This window comes from Pseudomonas sp. 8 R 14 (assembly GCF_900005955.1).
In the GTDB taxonomy this organism is placed as follows: domain Bacteria; phylum Pseudomonadota; class Gammaproteobacteria; order Pseudomonadales; family Pseudomonadaceae; genus Aquipseudomonas; species Aquipseudomonas marginalis.
In genome coordinates this window covers 313003-336616 of sequence record NZ_CVTH01000087.1, presented here as the reverse complement: position 1 = coordinate 336616, position 23614 = coordinate 313003, and the positions used below count along the sequence as shown (strand labels likewise).

Here is a 23614-nt window from a genome sequence, read left to right as displayed (position 1 = left end):
GCGATTTATAAGGGAGTGATCTGGTATATACCAATATCCTTTGTTGCTATGGATATAACCGCAGCGCGCGGTCTGAATACGACGTTCTGGACCCTAGGGCGACAACCGAGGAGCGTCAATCATGTAGCTCAACGTCATCCGACTCAGTGCCCGGATCCCCACCGCCAGGCTCGGATCATCCACCTGGAAGCCCGGCGAATGGGTAGGCCATACGTTTTTGCCCTCCAGCGCAGGCGGTGTCACGCCCATACGCATGAAAATCCCTGGAACCTGGCGGGCGTATTCGGCGAAGTCATCGGCACCGTAAGTGCCATTGTCGATCCGCACCGGTGTGGTCGACACCTGTTGCAGCACCGGCATCAACTGGTCAACCAACGCAGTGTTGTTGTAGCCGGCGCGGTAACTCCCCGGCAGGTAGTCCACCTTGGCGGTGGCTCCCGAGGCTTCGGCGATGTGCTCGGCGGTGCGAGTCATGCGCTGCAACACGTCCTCACGCTGTTCATCGCTGACGGTGCGAATCGAACCTTCCAGGCGCACTTCGGCGGGGATGATGTTGTGGCGGTCACCGGCTTCGATACGGCCCACGGAAATCACCGGCGCCGGAAACAGGCTGAGGTTGGATTGGCGACTGGGAATGGTCTGCCAGGCCAGGATCACCTGGGCGGCGACGGGCACAGGGTCGATGCCGGTCCACGGGAAGGCCGCATGGGTCTGGCGGCCGATGATGCGCGCGACAAAGGTGTCGGCTGCCGCCGTGGTGCGTTGCCGGCTGAGCGTGAAAGTCCCCGCCGTACCCGCAGTTACGTGGATGCCGAAGATCACCGCCGGCGCGGGATTTTGCAGCGCGCCGTCCTTGATCATCAATTGCGCGCCGCCTTGTTCACCGAGCGGCGGCCCTTCTTCGGCCGGTTGGAAGATCAGCTTGAGGGTGCCCGGCAACTGCTCGCGATGGGCCGCCAACACCTCGGCAACCCCTAGCGCCATCGCCATATGCGCATCGTGACCGCAAGCGTGCATCACCCCGACGTCCTTGCCACGGCTGCGAAAGTCAGCGCCTTCATCTTTGCTGCGCACTGTCGACGCGAACGGCAGACCGGTTTCCTCGGTGAGCGGTAGCGCGTCCAGTTCGGCGCGAATCGCGACCACCGGGCCAGGTTTGCCACCACGCAAAATGTCAATGACACCGGTATGCGCGATGCCGGTCTGCACCTCCAGCCCCAGTTCCCGTAGGCGTTGGGCGATGCGCTCGGCGGTGTGGAACTCGCGATTGCCCAGCTCGGGTTGTTGGTGAATCGCGTGGCGCAGCTCTATCACGCCGGGCAATGCCTGGCTGATCTGCGCGTCCAGGTCGTCCCAAGGCTCGGCGGCCGACACGGAGCCGGACAGCAGCAGCAGGGAAATCGGTAGCTTCAACATATCCAGGGCTCAATAAGTAAACGCAATCGGCGGTGCTTTCGCGTTCAGCAAATAATCGCCAATTGCCTTGTACTTGTACGCCAGGGCGTCATGGGTGGTGTGGGTGCGTGCGTTACGCCAGTGGCGGTCGAAGTTGTAGCGCGACTGGGTGGTGGCTGCGCCGCCGACTTCATACAGGCGCTCGCACACGAAGAGGGCGGCGCGGGTTGAGGCGATCTTGGCTTCGGCCACGGCAATCGAGGACTTCACCAAAATGGCTTCCAGTTCCTCACCCTGCGCCAGCCCCTGCAACTGCGTGCGCGCGGCCAGGTCGACCGCCCCGGCGGCTTTCTCCACCAGCGCTTCGGCGCCATGGATGCGCGCGGCCAGATCGCCGAGGGTGTGCAGGATGTACGGGTCGTGGCGCGCCTGGTCCACGCCACTTTCGCGCACCGGTCGCGAGCCAGTGCGCGCCCACGCTACCGCGTCATCCAAGGCCGCCAGGCCGATGCCGACATCCAGGGCACAGTGGATCAGTTGCGCACTGGCGCCGACATAGTTGCGGCGTTGATACCACTGCGCCAACGGGATCACTTGCTCGGGGCGCACCGGCACATTGTCCAGCAGGGTACTGCCGCTGGCGGTGACGCGCTGGCCCATGCCGTCCCAGTCATCCAGCAGGGTGATCCCGGCGGTATCGGCGGGCAGCATCACGTAGACCGCGTTGCCGGCCTCGTCCACGGCCTGGATCTTCAGCAGGTCGGCAAACAGGCAACCGGTGCTGTAGAACTTGCTGCCATTGAGCACCAGTTGATCGCCGCGACGCTCCAGGCGCGTGTGGATTTCACCGCGAAAGGTGCCGCTGCGTTCGGCAATCGCGCCCGATGACAACTGGCGCTCGGCAAAGGCACCGAGGTACACGCGCTGCTGGTCGGGGTTGGCGATCAGGCGCAGGTGCTCGACCGTGGCGAAATGCGGAAACAGCGCCTGGGCCACGCTCGGATCGGCCTTGGCCAGGGTGATGAAAATCTGTGCCACCTGCAGTTGGCTGACGTCGCCGCCGCCCAGCTCAGTGGGGACCCGGGCGGCGCCCAGGCCGGATTCGCGGATCAGGTCGAGCTGCGCATAAGGCAGGATTCTGCCGGCGTCGCGGTCGGCGGCACCGGGTTGGATCTGCGCGGCGAGTTGGTGGGCGAGGGCAAGGTAATCGGTCATGGAAAGGTCCATCAAAGAGGTCAGGAAGCGTCGCGCAGAGCACTGCGCGGGACGCCGAGCAACAGGATCAAGGTGCCGCAGGCCACCAGCGCCGCCACGATATAAAGCGCCAGGCTGATGCTGCCGGTGGAGGTCTTGATCGCACCGATCATGATGGGCGTCAGCAGGCTGCTGATCTGCCCGCAGCAATTGACCAGCGCTAAACCTGCGGCCTTGGCGTGGTCCGACAGGTAATACGTGGGGATGGTCCAGAAGATCGCGGTGGCCACCAGGTACCCGCTGGTCATCAGCGTGAGTACGGCAATCGCCGAATACGGGCTGAATAGAAAGTTGGGCAGCACCAGCATTGCCAGCGCCGCCGTGAGGCCGCCCAGCGCGAAGTGCCAGCGCCGCTCCTGATTCACATCCGAATGGCGGCACGCCCACAGCATCACGCACACGCCGACTACATAGGGCAAAGCCGAGAGCAAGCCCAGTTGCCCAAGGTTGCTCACGCCCGAATCGCGAATGATCGACGGTGCCCAGATATTGGTGACGTTGCCGGTGCACATGATGGTCAGGCAGTACGCCAGGGTGATAAACCACACCTTGCGATCTTTCAGCGCTTCAATAAAACGCGTATGCCCACCAGGCTTGCGCTGCTGGCGTTCGTGGGCCAGGGCCTGTTCGATGGCGCGTTTTTCATCCGCGCTCAGCCACTTGGCTGATGCCGGTTTGTCGTCCAGCCAATACCAGGCGAACAACCCGGCGAGCACCGGCGGAATGCCGGTAATCACAAACAGCCATTGCCAGCCGGTAAATCCGCCGACACCGGCGAAGTGCCCCATGATGCTGGTCGACAGCGGCCCGCCGATAATCCCGCACACCGCAATCGCCATGATGAAGCGCGAGGTGATGCGCGCCCGATGGCTGGCCGGAAACCAGTAGGTGAGGTACAGGATCACCCCCGGAAAGAACCCGGCCTCGGCGGCGCCCAGCAATACCCGCAGCACATAAAACTGCGCCGGGGTCTGGGCAAACGCCGTGGCGATGGTCACCAGTCCCCACAGCACCATGATGCGCATCATGGTTTTTTTCGCGCCGATTTTTTCCAGCAGCAGGTTGCTCGGGATCTCGAACAGCAGGTATCCGATGGAGAACACCCCGACGATGATGCCGAACGTGGCGTCGCTGATGTTCAGGTCGGTCTTGAACTGCAAATGCGCAAAGCTGATGTTGACCCGGTCCAGCCAGTTGAGCACGAAGCACAGGAACAGGAACGGCATGATCCGCCACGCCAGTTTGCGATACAGGCGTTGGTCGAAGGTCGCCTGCGGGCGTTCGAAGTTCGTCATCACCAGCTCACGTCGACTTTAGCGAAGTAGTAGGCGCCTTCCAGGCCATAGGGCGAGTACCAGCTGTAGGTGGGGTTGTCGGTGGGGAAGAAGTAGAAGCGCTTGGCCTCGTCATTCAGTTGCTGGGGGCGCCGGTCGAAGATGTTTTCGCCGCCGACGGTGACTTTCACCGCGTCGCTCAACCAGTAACCCACGCTCAGGTCGGTGATGAATGCCGGGCGAATTTTTTCATCGCGACTGGCCGAAATCTGATTACGCCCGGTGACCTTGGAATAGCGGGTTTCCTTGAGATTCACCTCAAAATCCCCCAGTTGCCAGGCGGCATTCAGCGACGTGGTGTTTTTCGGGTAGGCCGAGGTCAGGTTGCCCTGGCGGTCACGGCCCATCACGCTGACGCCGGTGCCGGCCAGTGCTGCGGGCTCCTTGATCTTCTCGATGGTTTGCAGGCTCTGATTGCTGAGCAAGGTCCATTTGGTCTTGCCGTAGCGGCCCAGGTCATAGCGGTAGTCGGCCACCAGGTCGATGCCACGGGTGCGGGTATCGGCCAGGTTGCCGAAGTACGAGACGATCTGGTTCGGGTTCAGGCCCTGGGCGGCCAGCACGTTGGAGACCGCCGTGCCTTGCAGATTACTGGTCTGCAGGATGCGATCCTTGATGTCGATCTGGTACAGGTCGACCGTAATGTCCAGGTTCTCGGTCGGTGTGGCAACAAAGCCGAGGCTGTAGTTCATCGAGCGTTCAGGCTTGAGCTCCTTGGCGCCCAGGGCCTGGCCGGCGGCGTCGTTGACGGTGACGTAGCGCGTGGTGGCCTGCTCCAGTTGCCCGGTGAGCGGGCTGGTGCGCCAGGCGGTCAGCGACGACGAATAGAACTGCTGTTGCAGGGACGGCGCGCGGAAACCGTTGCTCACGGTGCCGCGCACGGCGAATTGCGGAGTGAAGGCATAACGGGTGGAGAACTTGCCGCTGCCGGTGTCGCCGAAATCACTGTAGTGCTCGAAACGCCCGGCCAGGCTCACGTCCCATTGGTCGGTCAGGCTTTGGCTGAAGTCGACGTAGCCTGCGGTGTTGGTGCGTGAGTAGTTGTGCGCGTCGGCCGGGGTGAAGCCCACCAGCCCAGGCGCGCCGGGGTTGGGGCGTTGGCCGGCGAGTGGGCTGCCGGCAGGGAACACGTAGCCGCCATCGGCATAAGAGGCGTATTCGCCGGCCTGGATCTCGAATCCATCGCGGCGGAACTCAAGGCCGGTCGACACGTTCAGCGGCTTGGCAAACAGCCCGGTATCGAACGCACGGGTCAGGTCGAGGTTATTGGTCCATTGGCTGGCGATCAGGTTGCCGCCGTCCATATCCTGAGGGCTGTTTGGTCCCAGGGACGGGTTCAGCGAACGTTCGTTGCGGGTGTTGGCGTTGTTGTAGCCGTAGCTGGTGCTCAGGTCCCAAGCCCAGCCCAGCAGGTCGTCGTTGCGCACGCCGAACACGCTTTGGAAGTCGTCTTCTTCGACCACGAAACGCGGCGAGAAACCGTCCGGGTACACCGAGACAATGTTCTGCGGCGAGTTGGCGGTGCGGTAGGTGCCCCAACTGGTGGAGTTGCGGTGGCTGAGGGTGGAGAACGAGTACAGCGTGTAGTCCTCGTTCAGCGGCAGTTCGGCGTTGTAGCCGAAGTTATAGGTTTGCGAACGGGGCTGTCCCAGTTGCTGGCGGTAGCGGCTTTCGCTGGTTTCGCGCGGATCGGGCTGGCCGTTCTGGCGGAAATAGATGCTGGTGCGGTCCGGCACGGCGCCGGCCACGTTGGAGCTTTCCTGGAGGCCGATATCGGCGCTGAGGCTGAAAAAGCCGTCATTGGGCAGCTCGAAGCCCTGGTTGATCTGGCCCTGGCCCCGCGCACCGAAATTACCCTTGCCGCCCACACGGTTGGCGTACTGCCCATAGAGGGCACTGCCGCTGCCGCCGGAGCTGTTGGTCTTGAGGATGATGTTGATCACCCCGGCAATCGCGTCCGAACCGTATTGCGCCGCCGCGCCGTCGCGCAGCACTTCCACGTGGTCCACCGCGGCGATGGGGATCAGGTCGAGGTCGGCGGGCGACTGGCCGCTTGAGGTGGCGGCGGTCTGCACAAAGATCAGCGACGTATTGTGGCGGCGCTTGCCGTTGACCAGCACCAGCACGTGGTTACCGCCCAGGCCGCGCAAAGTCGCGGACTTGACCGACAACCCGGTGCCGCCGGTAAACCCTGCAGCATTGGTATAGGACGGTACGCTGGCGGCCAGGGCGTCGCGCAGGTTCTGTTTACCGGAGCGGGCGAGGTCGTCGGCGCTGATCACATCGATCGGCGCCAGGCTCTTGGCCACGGTGCGACCGCTGTCCCGGGCACCGGTGACCACCACGGTTTGCAGGGCGGTGTCACTGGCCGCCGACGGTCGTGACGGGTTCTCTTCAGCGTGGGCTGTCGGTTGGGCGCACAGCCCGAGGATGCCGACAGTCAGCAGGCTGAGCCTGGGACGAAAGCGGGTGTAAGGGCGAGACATGGTGAGGCTCCAATGGTTAGGTGCCGCTTTCCATTCCTGATGGTGGGAGTTCCTGACAGTACTGGGGAGGCTTATGTGTTGGCTGTTTCTAGTTATGGGTTGAGGTCAACGCCCCAGCATCACGTCGTGGCGGGCCTGGTCGACCAGTGCCATCTGTCGTAGGAGACGGGCCTTGCGTTCGGCCAGCAGCAACGTCTTGGTCCACGCCACCGCCTTGCCGGCATGGCTGGCCAGGCGTGCGGCCAGTTCCAGCGCGCTGGCGTAGGCGTCGTCCACCACCTGGTTGACCAGGCCGATAGCCAGAGCCTCTTGGGCGTCGAATTTGCGCGCGCTGAGCATGATGTCCAGGGCCGCTGCTTCGCCTATCAGGCTGGGCAGGGTGATCGCACTGAAGCCGGACAACATGCCGTGCTGCACTTCGGGGAAGTGAAAGCGCGTGTCGTGCCGCGCAATACGGAAATCGCAATGAATCGCCAGGCTGATGCCCAGGCCCAGCGTGTGGCCGTGCAACGCGGCAATCACCGGCTTGATCAAATCGTTGCCGACGCCGGGCAGGGCACGGGCCAGGACTTCGCTGCTGACGGTCTCGCCGGTGGCCTCGATCTCCTTGAGGTCGGAACCGGCGCAAAACGCCCGCTCACCGGCGCCGCGCAGCACGATGGCGCGCACGGCGGTGTCGGCTTCGGCGCGTTGCCAGACCTCGGCCAACTCGTGCTTGGCCTGGCTGTCCAGCGCGTTGAGGCGCTCCTGGCGGTTGAGGGTGACCACCAGGATTCCTTCGCCAATGTTTTGATACTCGACTGTCATAGGGTGCTTTTTATCCGGTGTGAAAGAAAGACGCGATTGCCTCTTGAGGTCAGCGCCAAAGTGAGGAAAACTTAAAGGATGTGCACAATGCAAACAAGATGTTTGTTATATGAACATAATCTTATCGGGTCAAAAACGGTTATATAAAATGAAAGCCATAGTTCTAAAAGCCTTCGGCGGGCCGGAGCAATTGCAGGTCGAGGAAGTGCCGACCCCACAGGCAGGCGCGGGTGAAGTGTTGGTTAAAGTCGCCGCTGCCGGGGTTTGCCATCACGATCTGCTGCATCGTGCCGGGCACTTGCCGGGGGCTCATACGGGCGTGGTGCTGGGCCATGAAGTGGCGGGGGAAGTGGTTGAGGTCGGCGCCGGCGTGCATCACCTGGCGGTCGGTGCCAGGGTTGTGGTTTATCAACGTCGTTTTTGTGGCCAGTGCCGTGACTGCCTGCGCGGCCGCCAGGATTTGTGCCGCGCCCTCGGCTTGCCATCAGTGGATACCGAAGGCGCCTACGCCGAATACCTGCGAGTGCCGGCAATTTCCGCCATCGAACTGCCCGACGGGCTCGATTACATCCAGGCCGCCTTGGCCTCATGCCCCATCGGCACCAGCGTTCGCGCCCTGCACGGCGAGGCGGCGCTGAGGCCCGGCGAAAGTGTGTTGATCAACGGCGCCAGCGGCGGCCTGGGCGCGCACCAGATTCAATTGGCCAAAGCCTTCGGCGCACGGGTCATCGCCGTGACCGGCAGTGCAGATAAGCGTGATTTTCTCCATCGCCTGGGTGCCGACGACGTCATCGTCAGCAGCGGCAGCTACAGCGCCGAGGTGTGGAAACTCACGGGCAAACGCGGTGTGGACGTGGCCATGGAAAACCTTGGCAGCATCCTCGAAGACACCCTGCGTAGCATGGCCCTCGGTGGTCGCGTGGTGGTATTGGGTAACGTCGCGCCTGCCAGCGTGCCGGTCAACCCCGGCCTGTTGATTGGCCGTCGCCTACGGGTGCAGGGCTCGGGCAGTGCCACATTGGAAGAGGTGCGCCTGGCGCTGGCACTGATCAAGGGCGGGCAGGTCAAGCCGTTGATTGACCGTGTGCTGCCGTTTCACCAGGTGGCCGAGGCCCACGCACTGCTGGAATCGCGCCAGGTCAGCGGGCGCATTGTGTTGAGCGGGTGGTAAGCATGGACATCAGCACGCTGCTCAGCCAGGCGGCCTTTAAATGGCCGGACCACATCGCACTGCACGAACCGGCGAGTGCACGCACCCTGACGTTTGCCGAATTGGACCGCGCCCTCAGCGGCGTCGGCCAAGCCTTGGATCAATTGCAAATCCCGCTCGGTGCGCGGGTGGCGTTACTGGCCGACGCCAGTATCGACTACCTGCTGGCCGACTACGGCTGCATGGCCACCGGGCGAGTGCGCGTGCCGTTGGACCCGGCCCTGGCGCTTGAAGAATTGCTTGCTCAGCTACAGGACGCGGGCGCTGTCTTGCTGCTGTTTTCCGAGCAATACGCCGGTGTGGCGCAAGGTTTGGGCATCCGTTGCCTGCCGCTGCAAGCCGTGACCGACTCCAAGCCCGTCGACATCCTTCCACGCCCGGCGCAATCACCCCAGGCGCTGGCCTCGCTCAACTACACCGGCGGCACCACCGGCACGCCCAAGGCCGTGATGCACCAGCATGCCAGCCTGTGTGCGGTGTTGCAGAACATCGTCATGGGGCGGGGCGCCGTGGTTGGAGATGTACTGCTCAACGTCCGCCCGTTATGGCCGATTGCAGCGGTGGCGGTGTTTGCCCATTTGCTCAGCGGCGGCCAAGTGGTGTTGGGCGGGCGCCTCGACGGCAAGGCCTTCATCGCTCAGCTCACGGAGTACCGGGTGGCGTTCAGCTCCCTGGTGCCGACGCAATTACTGCGCCTGTTGCGCGAAACCGGCACTGCAGCGGCCGATCTGCCGGCATTCAAGAGCCTCGATGTCGGCGCTGCCGCGTTGACCGGCGAAGTGCTGGAAGGCTCGTGCAGCCTGTTCAGTGAACGCATCGGCGTGCTCTATGGCATGACCGAGGCGCCCTGGAGTTGCTACCTCTCGCCCGCGCAAATGGCGGCGGTGCGGGCGGCCGGCGACAGCGGCGAAGGCGTGGTCGGCCGACCGTTGTTCAGCGCCGCGATCCGCATCGATCAACCGGACGCAAATGGCGTCGGCGAAATCCTGCTCGGCGGCCCGCAATTGATGAGCGGCTACTGGCAGCTGGAAGCACTCAGCAGTACGACTCTGGACAACGGCTGGCTGCGCAGCGGTGACCTCGGACGCGTTGGCGCCGATGGGCTGCTGCGTGTGCTGGGGCGTTGCAAGGACATCATCCGCAGCGGCGGCAAGTCCGTGCAGCCCGGTGAAGTCGAACAGAACCTGCTGAGCCACCCCGGTGTGCAGGACGCCCACGTGTTTGGCTTGGCGGATCTGGAATGGGGTGAGCAAGTCTGCGCAGCCGTGGTAGTGGACGGCTCGCAAGACCTGTCGGCGCAGCAATTGATGGACCACTGCCGCGCCGGCTTGTCGCGCTACAAGGTGCCGCGCCATGTCTACTTCATCAACGAACTGCCGCGCTCGCACTACGGCAAGGTGCAGAAAAATCGCCTGCTCGCCGCACTGGGCCTCAAGCCCTAAAGGTTGCCCAACTGCGCCGCGATACCTTCACAGGCGCGGCGCACATGGCTGGCCAGGGACGAGGCAGGGTGGGTTTCGTCTTCCATCTCCAGCCCGGCAACCACGACCGCGCCGATGGCTTGGCCGGCTTCCACGCGAATCGGAAACGCCACCGACGACAACCCTGGCTTGAACTCGCCATGGCCAAACGCAAAGTCCTGCTGGCTGCGGATCAACTCCAACGCCGGCCGTACCTTGGCATGCCGCGCTTCGCCGAGGATCGCCTGTGCTGCCGCTTCGGTGTAAGTGGCGAGCACCGCGCGTCCGCTGGGGCTGCCGTCGATGGGGAATTGGTCGGCGAGGTCGACAATCACGTTGAGCGGCGTGGTCGGCGTCCACATGCGCTCGATCAACACCACCTGGTCACCCACCGGCACCGACAGCGACACAATCGCCTGGCGTTCGCCGATCACCCGTTGCAGTTCAATCGCGTAGGGCAGGGCGATCTTGCGCAGGTTCAGCCGGTTCAGGTACGCCGCCGAATAGATCAGGCACTCCGGGCCAATGCGGTAGGTGCCGGCCTGGGACTCGATCAGGCTCCAGTGGGTGAGGGTCTTGAGCAAGCGGTGAATGGTGGTGCGGTCGATACCGGTCAGTCGCGCCAGGTCCAGCGCGCTGGCGCCATGCTTGAGGCCCGACAAGGTGCGCAACAGTACGATCGAACGGTCGATAACCTGAACGCGCCCACCGGCGTTTTCCTTACTGCTGGTGGGCGGGGGAGGAGTTGAAGAAATATCCATGGTGGCAGCGGCTTCCGAAATCATTTTGTTCGGCAAGCGCGGATCGCAGGCTTGGCCGGTGACCAAGGTTAGCCGCGATCCGTTGCTGGGTGAAGCCTTGATTTACGCGTCGAAGAACACCAGTGCGCGCAATTCGATACTGCGCCGTGGCGGCGCGTCCTTTGGCGTGGTGGGGTCATCAAACGCGGTGTGTGCACTCAGCCTGGCTACATCCCGCCGCGAATCGTGGATCTTCAACAGCAAGGCCTCGTCTGGTCGCAACTGCGGGTAGTAATACCAGCGGTGCGCCGGGTTGGCCTTGACCGAAAACGTTTCGCCAACCTTGTCGCGATACACCAGGTCGCTGGGCAATAAATCGCTATCGACCATGCTGCGCGCATCGCACAAGGCAAGGGGCGTGCTCAGGACTGTCGCGCCGATAGGGCGCCACACATTGATGATCGCAAAGCGCTTGAGCAGGCGCTGTTCGGCTTCGTCCGGGCCGAGGTGGTCGCTCACACGGCGAATCGCCGAGCGTTCGGTCTGGTCGTTGTGCACGTAGCGTACCGGCTCGCGCAGGCCACGCGCCTCACGGCCAGGGTCATCGACGCGAATGGTATGGTCGAAAATCACCACCTTCACCGCGCCGGTCTGCTGTTTGAGCAAGGCTTCGGTTTCCGGGTAGTAGTGCAGGCGCACTTGTTCGTCATCCTCCAGGTTCGCAACGGCACTGGTGTGATCGACCTTTTCGAAGCCTTGGCGGTTGATATTCGCCGGTTCGTCGAGCAACCGGGCGTTATGAATGGTCACCTGGGTCGGGTCCAGCACGCCGCTGCGCAGGGCCTCGCCGTCTGGTGGCGGGTAGGTGTAGTTCACCGGGCGCTGGCCGGTGTCCTGCAGGTAATTGAGCACGCCGAGCACGGATGTGGGGGCGAGTTGAGTCTGATGGGTTCCCATAAAAAACCTCCAGGTCAGAACGGTTCCTTGAACGGCCGCAGGTCCAACTCCTGGGTCCAGGCGCTGCGCGGTTGGGTGTGCAGGTACCAATAGGCGTCGGCGATATCGTCGAGCTTCAACGCGCCGTCTTCACCCAGCTTGTCCAGGTAGTCCGGTGCGCGGCTTTTCACGCGTTCGCCGTCGATGGAACCGTCGATGACCACATGGGCGACATGTACATTTTTCGGCCCGAATTCCCGGGCAAACGACTGCGCCACCGAGCGCAACCCGGCTTTGCCTGCCGCAAACGCGGTGTATGGCGGCTTGCCGCGCAATGACGCGGTGGCGCCGGTAAACAACAGGCTGCCGCCGCCATTGGCAAGCAGCGCGCGGGTGGCCTCGCGGGCGAACAGAAAGCCGCCCAGTGTGGAAGCGCGCCAGGTTTGCTCGAACAGTTGCGCACTCAGTTCCAGGGCCGGTGCGGACACCGAGTTGCCCACATTGAAAATCGCCGCCTTGAGCGTGCCGAGCTGATTCACCTGGGCGATGGCCGCAAGCACTTCGGCCTCGATGCCTGAGTCGGCGACAAGCGCATTCGCCTTGCCCCCAGTGGCTTCTATATCAGCGACCACGGCCTGCAATTTGTCCAGGCTCCGGCCGCTGACCGCCACGCGGTAACCCTCACGGGCAAAGCGTCGCGCCAATGCAGCGCCAAGCCCCGCGACCGCGCCCACTCCGGCAATCCACACCACTGACTCAGCCATTCGCCACATCCTCCAGGAGATACGTGGGTAACAATCTACCCATCGCCGGGCGCTAGGAATAAGAACATCGACAGCTAAGGTTATGCTCGCATTCTCAGACGTACGGGATCGGAAGGTGCGGCCTGTGAGCGATAGGTTCAATGCCCTACCAATTCTTCCAGCAACTGCTCCTTGTACCCCTGTAGCACTGATGATGTCCGGTCCCTCGGATGGGGCAGGTCTACCCGGATTTCATGTTTGATCCGGCCCGGATGCGCGTCCATCACGATCACTCGATCCCCCAGGTATAACGCCTCTTCAATGTCATGGGTGACCATAATCACCGTGCAACGCTGCTGTACCCAGATGCGTTGCAGCTCGCGCTGCAGGTGCACGCGGGTCAAGGCATCGAGGGCGCCCAGCGGTTCATCCAGTAGCAACACCTTGGGTTTGTTGATCAGCGCCCTGGCGATCGCGGCGCGCTGCGCCATGCCGCCGGAGAGCTGATGGGGGTAGGCATTTTCAAATCCTTCAAGGTTTACCAGCGTGATGTGTTCAGCTACCTGACGGTCTTTCTCCACCTGGGGCAGCTTGTGGTTTTTCAGGGCCAGGGCGATGTTCTGGCTGACGGTCATCCAGGGGAACAGGCGATGGTCCTGGAACACGATGCCGCGTTCCAGGCTGGTGGCGGCGATACGCTTGCCGTCCAGCAAAATATCGCCTCCGTATTCGGCTTCCAGGCCGACAATGAGTCGCAGCAAAGTGGATTTTCCGCAGCCGCTGGCGCCGACAATGCTGACAAACTCGCCAGGATGCACGTCGAGCTGGATGTCGTGCAACACCGACAGTGAACGGCCTTCGATCTGGTATGTCTTGTTCAGGCCGCGAATCTGCAGTGCACCGGTTTGCAGGTATAGCGGGGAAGCGATTGCGTTCATATCAGGGCCTTTCAACGGAGGTTGCGCCAGCGCAACAGGTGGCGGCTCAGCAGGGTGAATAACAGGGTCATCAGGTAGCCGAGCAAGCCGATGCACAGCACGCTGAGCACGATCACTTCCATGCGCGAGCCGGCCTCTGCGTTCATCATCAGATTGCCCAGGCCCGCTCCGGAGGACAGGAACAATTCACTGCCTATCGCGGTGACCCAGGCGAATGCCAGCGCGTGCAGCACGCCGGTGGCGATACTCGGCAACGTCGCCGGCAGCAGCACCTGGGTGAATTGCTGAACAGGGGTGAGCACCAGCACCTGGCCAACTTCCCGGTAACGGCGCTCCACGTGGCTGAAACCCTGGTAGGTGTTCAGTACCATCGGGTAGAACGCGGCAAGGGTGACGATCAGCACTTTGGAGAACTCGCCGTTGCCGAACCACATCGCAATCAGCGGGATCCAGCCAAGCATCGGCACCTGACGAATCGAGTGGAACAGCGGGCCGATCAAACGGTTGGATACGCTGGACAGTGCCATCAGCACCCCCAGCATCACGCCGAACACAATGCCCAGTAGCAAGCCACTGCTGGTGCGCGCCAGGCTTGCCAGCAGGTTGACCAGTAGTTCGCCGTTGCCGAGCATTTCCAACAACGCCGAGCCGATTGCCGATAACGGCACGAAGGCATAGGCCCCGGCAGCGTCCTGGCGTGAGGCGTATTCCCAGGCGAGCACCAGCAGCAGTGGCAGCAGCAGTCCTCGGGATTTTTTCAGTAAGGGCAGCATGTGAGGCTCCTAGCGGGTCTGCCAGCGAAACAGGCGCTGTTCGATACGGCGAAAGGCATAGTCGAGGGCAAACCCAATCACCCCGGTCACCACTACACCGACCATCACCACATCGATGCGCAGCATCTGCCGGGCCATCTCGATCATCTGCCCCAGCCCACTGTCGGCCGCCAGCAACTCAGTGGCCACCAGCACCACCCATGCACGGGTCAAGCTGATGCGAAAGCCGGTGATGATCGGCGGCGCGGCGGCGGGCAGAGCCACCAGGCGCACAAAGGTCGGCCAGCGCAAGCGGTACACGTCGGCCACTTCGAAGTAACTGCGCGGAATGCCGCGTACCCCTTCTCCTGCGGCGAGTGCCACCGGGAAGAACGCGGTTTTGGCGACGATAATGATCTTGAAGGTTTCATCAATGCCGAACAGCAGCACGAACATCGGTATCAACGCGATGCTGGGGATCTGGCGCAGGGTGTGGAACAGCGGCCCGCAGTACACCTCGACGTTCTTGGACAAGGCCATCAGCACGCCGAAGGCCAAGCCACACAGTGAACCAATGCCAAAGCCCAGGCCGAGCCGCGACAAGCTATTACCCAGGTGTTCGAGCAATTCGCCGCTGGCCAGCAGTTCTTCGAAGGTGTGCAGCACCTGGGCCGGTGGTACTAGCAGGTTGCGCGGGAAAATCCCGAGATGGGCCACCCACGTCCAGACGGCGAGCAAAGCCAGGGGCGAGATCAGCCAGGTGAGAGCGGTGAACAATCGATGGGTGCGCATGGCAAGTCTTTTTCAGCGAAGTACAACGTGTCCATCGCAAAACATGTGCCAAAACCCAACCCATCTGTAGGAGCCCGGCTTGCCGGCGATGAGGCCCGTAAGATCAGCTCATGGCAAACGGGCAATTGGTGATGGGGTGCTGCTGGGGCAGCACCCATTCAGCAGCCGCCTCAGAAGTCGTAGCTCACGCTGGTGTAATAAAACGCCCCCTGTGCGCCTTCCGGGCTGGTGATGGAGTATTTCGGTACCCCATACAACTGCGCACCATCGGATTTGTCAGGGTGGGTATCGAACAGATTGATCGCACCCACCGAGACTTTTACGCCCTTGTGGAAGGTATACGACAGGTCGAGATCGGTCACCCATTGCGGGCTGTAGGTTTGATCCAGGCTGGGATTGGTGGCATTGAGGCTTTTCCATTCGCCATAGCGGCGCTGGGCCACGGTCAGGCCCCAGTTTTCATACAGCCAGTTGGCGCTCAGGGTCAGCTTGGTGTCCGGCGTGCCTTCCTCGATCAGGCCCTGTGTGTTGCGCCCGACAATCTGCGAACCCTTGATATTGCCCACATCGCGCAAGCCAGTGATGGTGGTGTCGGTCTTGGCAAAGCCGCCGCTCAGGTTCAGGCGACCCCACTGCTGCAGGTCCCACTGGTAATTGCCGGTCAACTCGATACCGTCGGTGCGGGTGTCGGCGACGTTGGTGTAGAACGCCGCGCTCTGGATATTGGCGTAGGGTGTACCGGCGAAGATCGGCGTGACCACGCTGGCGGGCAACTGGTCGGAAAGGGTGATGCGGTTGTCGATGTTGATGCGGTACGCGTCCACCGTGACCGAGGCATTTTCCAGTGGGCGCCAGACCAGGCCCAGGGAATAGTTGGTCGACTCCTCCGGCTTGAGCGCCTTGCCGCCAAGCGCCTGGGCTTCCGGGCTGTTGGCGCGCAACGTACGTTGTTGCACCTCGACGAAGTTGCCGCTGCCCGGTGGTTGCTCTACCACCTGCACACTGAACGAGGACATGCCGCTCTGCACCAACGAAGGCGCGCGATACCCGGTGCTCGCAGTGGCCCGTGCGGCGATCTGTGGAGTGAAGTCGTAGCGCAGGGACAGTTTGCCGTTGGTGGTGTCGCCAAAGTCCGAATAGTGCTCAGTACGCACCGCCACGCCGGCCTGGAATTTCTCGGTAACCTGGCCCTCGACGTCAATGTAGGCGCCCAGTACCTTGCGATCCAGCGAGGCAGCATCTACCTGGGTGATGCCTGAGTAATAACCTGGAATTCGGCGCCCGGTGATCGGGTCGGCCGTGTTGAACAGCGGGCCGTTCTGCCAGCCCGCCGCTTCACCCGCGCTCAGTTGATAGTTTTCCTTGCGCCAGGCCAGCCCGGCGGAGAGTGTCAGCGGCTTGAACAACAGGTCGGTGGGAAAGTCGCGCACCCAGTCCAGGGTCAAGTTGGTCTGGTCGTTTTCGCGCTCTCCGGTGTAGATCTTCGATGGGCTATTGGTGCCGTAGCTGGGGTTGATCGCATTGCGGTCGGTGGATTTAAGGGTGTTATTACCATGGTTGAGCGCCAGGTCGAATTTGCCCAGACGCTCGTTCTCCCAGCGCAGCCCGCCGGTCACCGCATAATCCTCCAGGCCGTAGCGGGTGATCGGCAAGCGGCCGTCCGGGTAGCGCGCCAACGCGTTACTGCCGTAGTTGTTACGCAAGGTGGTAGGCGGGTCGAAGAAACCTTCGGCGTCGGTGTTCTTGTGGGAGTAGGTGGCGAAGCCGTAGGCGGTCAGGCTCTCGCCGATGCCGACCTCGCTGTTGGCCACGAAGTTGTACTGGTCCGAGACATTGCCTGCACCCCAACGCCAGGTGCGGTAGCGGTTATTCTGCTCGCGGGGCGTGTTAACACTGGTATCTCCGGGGTAAAAGATCCGGTTGTCGGGGTTCGTGTCGCTGGCCGGGTCCTGGCTGCCGGCGTCGAAGCTCAAGGTCAGGAAGCCGTCGTTGGGCAGCGTGAAACCCTTCCAGCCGTTGAGCTTACGCTGCAGGCCATCGCCTTTGTCATAGCCGCCAAAGCGATAGCCCAGATTGCCGCCGTCGTCGTTTTCCTTGAGCACAATGTTGATTACCCCCGCGATGGCGTCGGAGCCATATTGGGCTGCGGCGCCGTCGCGCAGGATCTCTACGCGCTGGATCGCACTCAACGGAATCAGGCTCAAGTCCACCGCCGCCGCGCCACGCCCATTCACCAGGCTCTGACGGGTGATATTCGCGCTGCTGTGACGGCGCTTGCCGTTGACCAGCACCAGCACTTGGTCCGACGCCAAGCCACGCAGCGAAGCGCCCTGGGCGATGGAGCCGCCGAAGGCTCCTTGAGGTGATTGTGGGAAGTTGAACGACGGCGACAAGGCGGTGAGGGCGCCGGACAGATCGGTGGCGCCGGTTTGCTGCAATTGCTCGCCAGACAGTACGTCGACGGGTGCTGCGCTTTGCAGGGCGGTCAAGTCGCTGCGGCGGGTGCCTAGTACCACTACGGTGTCCAGGCGATCGTTTTTTGCAGTTGGCTGCGTATCGTCTGCCGCAAATACAGGCACGGCAAGGCTGCCCATGACCAGCGCAATGGCGCCGGCCAACGGAGTGCGTTGGAACATAAAAAGGTCCTTTCAGAATGTAGGAGCCCGGCTTGCCGGCTCCTACAGGGAGTGGAGGTGTGGTTGGGTTAGAAGCGGCTGGTCACGCTAAGGCCTACGGTGCGAGGGTCGCCGTAGGTGATCACGTACTGGCCCAAGCCACCGTTCGGCCGGCCATGGACTTGGTAGCGGCGGTCGGTGAGGTTGTTGACGAAGCCGGTGACGCTGAGTTTTTCGTCGGTGCTGTACCAGGTCAGGCGACTGTTGGCCAAGGTGTAGTGAGGCTGGCTCAGGTCCTTGTCGGCGCTACTCTGGCGGTCGGCGAGGAAGTATTCCTTGTCGCGGAAACTCACATCCGCCCCCGCCACCAGCTTGCCGCCGATTTCCAGTGGGATGGTGTAGTCGCCGCCCAAGGACACCACATTACGCGGCGAGCGCACGAAGCTGTTGCCGCTATAGTCGCCGGTGACTGCGCCGGTGGTGGGGTTGGTGTTTTTGAAATCGGTGTATTCGCTGTCCAGGAACGAGATCGCTGCGCGCAGGTGCAAGTAGTCGGTGGGTTGGCCTTCCAGTTCCAGCTCGGCACCTTTGACCTTACCCTTGGCGCCGTTGGTCAAGGCGGTTGTCAGTACTCCGTTGTTAACCGTCAGCAGGTTCACCTGAATGTCCGAATAGTCGTAGTAGAAGATATTCGCGTTGGCGGTCAGGCGATGGTTGAACCACTCGGACTTCACGCCGAACTCATAGGCGTCGAGTTGTTCCGGGTCTACCGTGGTCAGTTGCGACAGGCTGGTGGACAACCCGGTGTTGAAACCGCCGGAACGGAAGCCATGGGCGTAGCGGAAAAACACGCGCACGTTGTCGTTGATGCGGTATTCCGGGGTCAGGTCGTAGGTCCAGGCTTCCCAGGTTTTATCCTCCTGGCGATTGCCGTTGCTGCCGGCGGCGGCTAGCGGGATCAATGGGCCGTTGGCGGTGGCGCGGGTCAACTGGGTCAGGCTGAGGTCGATGTCTTTCTTTTCCTGGGTCCAGCGCAGGCCACCGGTCACGCTGAAGTTGTCGGTGAAGTCGTAGGTCAGGTTGCCGAATAGCGCGTAGCTGTCAGTCTTATGGTCGTAGCTCAGGTCACGAAAATCCGTGGCGCCCCCAATCTGGTTCGAACCTGTGCCGTTGGGGGTCGGGCCGGGCTGGATAAAACGCCCGGCGGTGCTATCCAGATCTTCGTGGAAATAGTGCGCACCGGCCAGCCAGCGCAGGGTTTCCTGCTGGGGCGAGGCCAGGCGGATTTCCTGGGAATACTGAGCGTATTTGTTGTCTGCGGTGGAGGTCCCGTTGACCTCGTACGGCGTGTAGTCGCCGTCACTGCTGGACTGGCCGCGAATATAGTCATAGGCGCTGATGGACGTGAGGGTGTAGTCGCCCAGGTGCCAGTTGAGGGTCAGCGAAGTACCGTCGTGATTGAGCTTGGAATCGTCTTTCACATTGAGCTCGATATCGCGCCCGGCCGGCCGCTGGTAGCCCACGTTGTAATAGCGGCCCAGGGTCAGCGCACCGTTGGCGCCATCGCCCTTGAACTGGCGGCTGTGGATCTTCCACAGCGCGTCCAGGTCGTCGTTGAGCTGGGCGAAGAACTGCAGGCGCACGGCCTTTTTGTTCACGTCACCGTAGGTGTGATCGTCCACCAGGTTCTTCTGGAAACCGTCGCGCTCTTCGGAGTACAGCGAGATCCGCGCGGCGAGTTTCTCATCCACCAGGGCACCGCCGAGGGCGCCGCTGAGGATGCGTTCGTTCTTGCTGCCAAAGCCGATGGTGCCGAAACCGTCGGTGTCGAACGTCGGTTTCTTCGAGATGATATTTACCGCGCCGGCCGTGGTGTTCTTGCCGTAGAGCGTGCCCTGTGGCCCGCGCAGGATCTCGATGCGCTCCAGGTCCCACAGCGGGCCGCCACCGGCAATCGGTGCATTCAGGTACACGTCATCGGCATAAATGCCTACGGGGTAAACCGTGGCCGCACCAGTGTCGCCAGTGCCCAGCCCGCGGATGTACCAGCGCGGGCGACCGTCGCCGTCGGGGTTCTTGGCCGAGGCGTTGGGAATGAAGGTGGTGATGTCGCCCATGTTACGTAGGCCATCGGCGACGATGCTGGTGCCCTGGACCGCCGATACCGCCACCGGAACCTCTTGAAGGGTTTGCTCGCGGTGTTGCGCGGTGACGGTCACGGTCTTGAGTGACGGCTCGGTCTTGCTGGCGTCGTCTTCAGCGGCGTGCGTGCTGCCGGCGACGAGCAAAGCGAGCCAAAGGCCCTTGGTGATCGGATTGATTTTATGCATTGCAGTCTCCCCCGGAAAATATGTCCTTAAGGGGGGTAGAGCAGAGATCGTGCCAAGAGGATTTCAGTGTTGATACATGATCGTAAACTACTGATTTTAATTATAAAAAATATATATAAAGCTGAGTTTTATAACGCTTTCAAGAGGCGTGAAAACGACCTGCGGAGGATTCAGCAGAAAGTGCGCGCAGGGTGCTGCTGGAGCAGCAGGGAAAGTGTTGCCAGGCCAACACAGCTGGCACTGATCACACATTAATTGTAGGAGCCCGGCTTGCCGGCGATGGCGTTTTCACGGCTGCCATCGCCAGCAAGCCGGGCTCCTACAGGTAGGGTAGGGCTAAACAGCGACGCGCGAAGTGGAACCAATGACTTTTTCCAGCACGCTGAAGTCGATCCAGTCGCGCACATCGAAGCGGCGCGGGATGAAGTTCCAGCGGAACAGGAAGTCGGTGAAATCCTGCAACGCATCGATCGAGCGCGAGTCCAGCGTGGTCCGCAGTCGACGGTGCGCATCTTCACCATAGGCGGCCGTGACCCAGTATTCGCTGGTATTGAGTTCTTTGGCGAGAAAGCGCCGGGTTTCATCCGGGTTGGCCCAGGCCCATTGTTCGGTGCGCAGCACGGTATCGACGATTTTCACGCTGGCATCGAAATGCTCTTGCAGCAGGTTGATATCCACGGTGAGGGTGCGCGGCGTGCCGTTGTTGCTGCGGATCAACGGGTCCGGGTGCGAGCCGGTGTCTACCACGACATGCAAACCGAACTCATTGGCTAAGTGCACAGCGTGGGCGCCCTTGAGAAAGATCGCGTCGATATCGCCGCGCAGCAGGCCGATCAGTTCATTGTTGCGCCGGCTGAAGCGGCTGACCCCCAGTCCGATTTCGGGGCCATACACATAGGAGGTCTGGTGATCGCTGTAGGTCCCGCCATAGGGGTAGTCCACCAGCTCCACGTCCGACACGTTCAAACCTTCGAGTTTGAGCGCGTTTTCCAGGCCACGCAGGGCCTGGGCACGCGTGAAGTCGATCTGTACGTTGGCCCACTTGGGCAGACCGAAACGGCGGTTTTTCAGGTCGCGTACGTTCTTAACACCGCTCTCTGCGGTGGTCAGGATCAACTGCACCTCGTCGCTCCATGACAAGCCCAGTACGCGGGTTTCGACACCACTGGCGTAGGCCCAGATCGCCGGGATATTGCCACCGTGACGCACCGAATTCTGCAGGTGATGGTCATAGTGGGCTTCGCGCACTTCCCGCTCGGTGGATTCGCGCAACGATTGGATATTGGTGCCAAAGGGTAGGAAGGCTTCGGCCAGTCGCCCGGACTGCACCGCGATGCCAAGCCCGGTGGGGACCGGGCTGTGGGTATACCAGAGAGTATCGAGTGGTTTGCTCATAAAATTCTTCGTTCAAATCCATGAAATGTTCGCACATTGCAGGAGCCCGGCTTGCTGGCGATGGCGCCCGTGAATGATGCAGTAATCATTAGGAGGCCATCGCTGGCAACCCAGCTCCTGCAGGGTTGGCGTTGTCGTTGAGCACAGTGTTCAACGGCCGTGCATCGATCCATTCACGCACATCGAAGCGCTGTGGAATAAAGCGCCAACGGTGCAAAAAGTTGGTGAAGTCCTGCAGGGCATCAATCGCCTGTTCATCCAGCTCGGTACGCAGGCGCAGGTGCGCGTCGTGGCCATAGGCGGCTGTCACCCAATACTCGCTGCTGTTGGTTTCCCGCGCCAGGTAACGGCGGGTGTCTTCCGGGTGGGTATGGGCCCACTGTTCGGCGCGCAGCACCGCGTCGAGGATGCCAGTGGCCACGTCAAAATGGTTCTCCAGCAGGTTCAGGTCTACCGCCAGCGTGCGTGGGGTGCCGTTGTTGCTGCGGATCAGTGGGTCGGGGTGGGCGCCTGTATCGATCACGATATGCAGGCCGAAATCATGGGCGTGCTGGGCGGCGCTGGCGCCCTTGAGGAAAATTGCATCCACCTCGCCGCGCAGCAGGCCGATCAGTTCCAGGTTGCGCGCGCTGACCTGGGTGTTAACCGGCGTGCCGGCTACATTGCGCACGGCGCTGTCACTGAAGGTACCGCCGTAGCGGAAGTTGACAAGCTTCACATCGCCGACTTTTAAGCCTTCCAGCGACAGCGCGTTTTCCAGGCCGCGCAGGGCCTGGGCGCGGGTGAAGTCGATTTGAACGCCGGCCCAGTCCGGCAAGCCGAAGGTGCGGCCGTTGAGGTCCTTGACGGTCTTGATGCCGCTGTCCGGGCGGGTCAGGATCAGTTGCACTTCATCCGCCCAGGACAAGCCGATCACCCGGGTTTCGCGGCCTTGGGCGCGGGCCCAGATCGCCGGGATATTGCCGCCATGGCGCACCGAGTTCTGCAAGGTGTGGTCGAAGTGCGACTCGCGCACGGCCTTGTCATTCGATTCGCGCAGGGACTGCACCTCGGTGCCCAAGGCGCCGACGGTGTCTTGCAACCAGCCCTTTTGTACGGCGATGCCCAGCCCGGTTGGCACAGGACAACGGGTATACCAGAGAGTGTCGAGGGGTTGTGTCATCAGAGGTTCTCCCCCAGCGCTTAGGCGCTGGCTTTCAAAGGTTGGATCGCCGGGCGTTGGTGCACCAGCGGCAATACTTCCTGGCCAATGCGCAAGGCTTCCTCAAGGTGCGGGTTGCCGGCAAGGATAAAGGTCGAGAAGCCAGCGTCGCGGTATTCCACCAGGCGCTCGGCGATGTTTTCGTGGCTGCCCACCAGGCCGACGGTGGGTCCCGGCTTGGCCTTGGCGAAACCAGCCCAGAGGTTGGGGCCGATGGTCAGGTCGTCGAAGCGGTCGACGTTCTGGTGATAGGCGGTCTGCCGCGCGCCGCCGACTGAATCCGAACCGCTGGTAAAACCTTTGGCAACCATACTGGTCTTGCCTTCGAGTTTGTCGAATTGGCGTCGCAGGTCTTTCCAGGCCAGCTCTTCGGTCTCACGGGCGAACAGGTCGACCCGCAGGCCGAAACGTACCGTGCGCCCTTGTTTGTCAGCCAACTCGCGTACGCGCTCGATATGCGGCTTGAGCTTGTCGATGGGCTCGGCCCAATTCAGGTACACGTCGGCGTGTTTGGCGGCAACGCCCAACGCAGCATCGGAGAATCCGGAGAAATAAACTCCTGGCTTGCGCTCATGACGCAGGCCGGTGGGCAGGGCACCGTTTTCCAGTTGGTAGATCTCACCGTCGTAGGAGAATTTTTCGTTCTTCCACAGGCCCTGGATGATGTCCAGGAATTCGCCGGTGCGCTTGTAGCGCAGGTCATGTTCGAGGAAATCACCATTGGCGCGCTGGCTCGCGGGGTTACCTCCGGTGATGATGTTCCACTCCAGGCGGCCACGGCTGAGGTTCTGCAGAATCGCGGCTTGCTGCGCGGCGTAGGCGGGCAGGGTCCAGGTGGCTTGGAAGGCGATCAGGAACTTGATGCGCCGGGTTTCGCGGGCCAGCGCTGCAGCGGCGATCCAGGGCTCGGGGCCAGTGGGCAGCAGGGCGCCTTCAAAACCTGCAAGTTCGGCGGCCTTGGCCACTTGGGCGATGTAGTCGATGTAGGTGAAGTCATCTGGCTCGCCGTTGGGTAATCGCCCCGGGGCGATATTGCCAGGCCGGTAGTCGGGGTTGCCACGGTTGTGTTTGTCGGTGGTCAGTTGCGGACCGTCGGTGCCCAACGGCAGGCGCCAGAAAAATTCAGTGCTCATGGGTGCTCCTGATTTGAGTCGTGCAAGGGGCGCAGACCTGATGCGCAAGGTCTGTGCAACGTGCATGCCATGGGCGCTTCGGCCAGTGGCTAC

General features: G+C 62.1%; 18 protein-coding genes. 2 read left to right on the top strand and 16 right to left on the bottom strand.

The window, feature by feature from the left end; translation table 11 throughout:
* Positions 1-93: 93 nt before the first annotated feature.
* From BFQ01_RS27010 to BFQ01_RS26990, 5 genes are all read right to left on the bottom strand, one after another.
* Entirely contained in the window at positions 94-1416 is a 1323-nt protein-coding gene (locus tag BFQ01_RS27010; RefSeq protein WP_065927659.1) for an amidohydrolase, read from the bottom strand.
* Positions 1417-1425: 9 nt separating this feature from the next.
* Positions 1426-2610 (bottom strand): acyl-CoA dehydrogenase family protein, encoded by a 1185-nt coding sequence (locus tag BFQ01_RS27005; protein ID WP_065927658.1) that lies wholly within the window; start codon positions 2608-2610, stop codon positions 1426-1428.
* Positions 2611-2630: 20 nt separating this feature from the next.
* Positions 2631-3944: an MFS transporter gene (locus tag BFQ01_RS27000; protein ID WP_065927657.1), complete on the bottom strand. Its 1314-nt coding sequence runs from the start codon at positions 3942-3944 to the stop codon at positions 2631-2633.
* Positions 3944-6469, bottom strand: coding sequence for a TonB-dependent receptor plug domain-containing protein (locus BFQ01_RS26995; protein ID WP_065927656.1), 2526 nt, complete (start codon positions 6467-6469; stop codon positions 3944-3946). The genes BFQ01_RS27000 and BFQ01_RS26995 overlap by 1 nt, the downstream gene beginning before the upstream one ends.
* A gap of 105 nt (positions 6470-6574) precedes the next feature.
* Entirely contained in the window at positions 6575-7276 is a 702-nt protein-coding gene (locus tag BFQ01_RS26990; protein ID WP_065927655.1) for an enoyl-CoA hydratase/isomerase family protein, read from the bottom strand.
* 148 nt (positions 7277-7424) lie between these two features.
* On the opposite strand from BFQ01_RS26990, the gene BFQ01_RS26985 reads away from it, so the two are divergent.
* A complete protein-coding gene (locus BFQ01_RS26985; protein WP_065927654.1) occupies positions 7425-8447 on the top strand; it encodes an alcohol dehydrogenase catalytic domain-containing protein in 1023 nt (340 codons plus the stop codon).
* A gap of 2 nt (positions 8448-8449) precedes the next feature.
* Positions 8450-9928, top strand: a complete 1479-nt coding sequence (locus BFQ01_RS26980) for a class I adenylate-forming enzyme family protein (protein ID WP_065927653.1) — start codon at positions 8450-8452, stop codon at positions 9926-9928.
* On the opposite strand, the gene BFQ01_RS26975 is transcribed toward BFQ01_RS26980, so the two are convergent.
* From BFQ01_RS26975 to BFQ01_RS26925, 11 genes are all read right to left on the bottom strand, one after another.
* Positions 9925-10707: an IclR family transcriptional regulator gene (locus tag BFQ01_RS26975; RefSeq protein ID WP_065927795.1), complete on the bottom strand. Its 783-nt coding sequence runs from the start codon at positions 10705-10707 to the stop codon at positions 9925-9927. The two genes, BFQ01_RS26980 and BFQ01_RS26975, sit on opposite strands and share 4 nt — an antisense overlap.
* A 102-nt stretch (positions 10708-10809) precedes the next feature.
* On the bottom strand, positions 10810-11643 hold the full coding sequence (locus tag BFQ01_RS26970; protein ID WP_065927652.1) for a CmcJ/NvfI family oxidoreductase: 834 nt from the start codon (positions 11641-11643) through the stop codon (positions 10810-10812).
* 14 nt (positions 11644-11657) lie between these two features.
* Entirely contained in the window at positions 11658-12386 is a 729-nt protein-coding gene (locus BFQ01_RS26965; RefSeq protein WP_065927651.1) for an SDR family NAD(P)-dependent oxidoreductase, read from the bottom strand.
* Between the two features lie 137 nt (positions 12387-12523).
* Positions 12524-13303 (bottom strand): ABC transporter ATP-binding protein, encoded by a 780-nt coding sequence (locus BFQ01_RS26960; protein ID WP_065927650.1) that lies wholly within the window; start codon positions 13301-13303, stop codon positions 12524-12526.
* 11 nt (positions 13304-13314) lie between these two features.
* The gene (locus BFQ01_RS26955) at positions 13315-14076 is read right to left on the bottom strand and encodes an ABC transporter permease (RefSeq protein WP_065927649.1); all 762 of its coding nucleotides are present in this window, start codon (positions 14074-14076) and stop codon (positions 13315-13317) included.
* A 9-nt stretch (positions 14077-14085) separates the two neighbouring features.
* Complete coding sequence (locus BFQ01_RS26950; RefSeq protein ID WP_065927648.1) at positions 14086-14847, bottom strand: ABC transporter permease; 762 nt, start codon at positions 14845-14847, stop codon at positions 14086-14088.
* A gap of 170 nt (positions 14848-15017) precedes the next feature.
* A complete protein-coding gene (locus BFQ01_RS26945) occupies positions 15018-17483 on the bottom strand; it encodes a TonB-dependent receptor plug domain-containing protein (protein ID WP_065927647.1) in 2466 nt (821 codons plus the stop codon).
* A 68-nt stretch (positions 17484-17551) separates the two neighbouring features.
* Complete coding sequence (locus BFQ01_RS26940) at positions 17552-19792, bottom strand: TonB-dependent receptor (protein ID WP_065927646.1); 2241 nt, start codon at positions 19790-19792, stop codon at positions 17552-17554.
* Between the two features lie 336 nt (positions 19793-20128).
* On the bottom strand, positions 20129-21187 hold the full coding sequence (locus BFQ01_RS26935; RefSeq protein WP_065927645.1) for an ABC transporter substrate-binding protein: 1059 nt from the start codon (positions 21185-21187) through the stop codon (positions 20129-20131).
* A gap of 88 nt (positions 21188-21275) precedes the next feature.
* Positions 21276-22349, bottom strand: coding sequence for an ABC transporter substrate-binding protein (locus tag BFQ01_RS26930; RefSeq protein WP_065927644.1), 1074 nt, complete (start codon positions 22347-22349; stop codon positions 21276-21278).
* Positions 22350-22369: 20 nt separating this feature from the next.
* A complete protein-coding gene (locus tag BFQ01_RS26925) occupies positions 22370-23521 on the bottom strand; it encodes an LLM class flavin-dependent oxidoreductase (RefSeq protein WP_065927643.1) in 1152 nt (383 codons plus the stop codon).
* Positions 23522-23614: the final 93 nt, after the last annotated feature.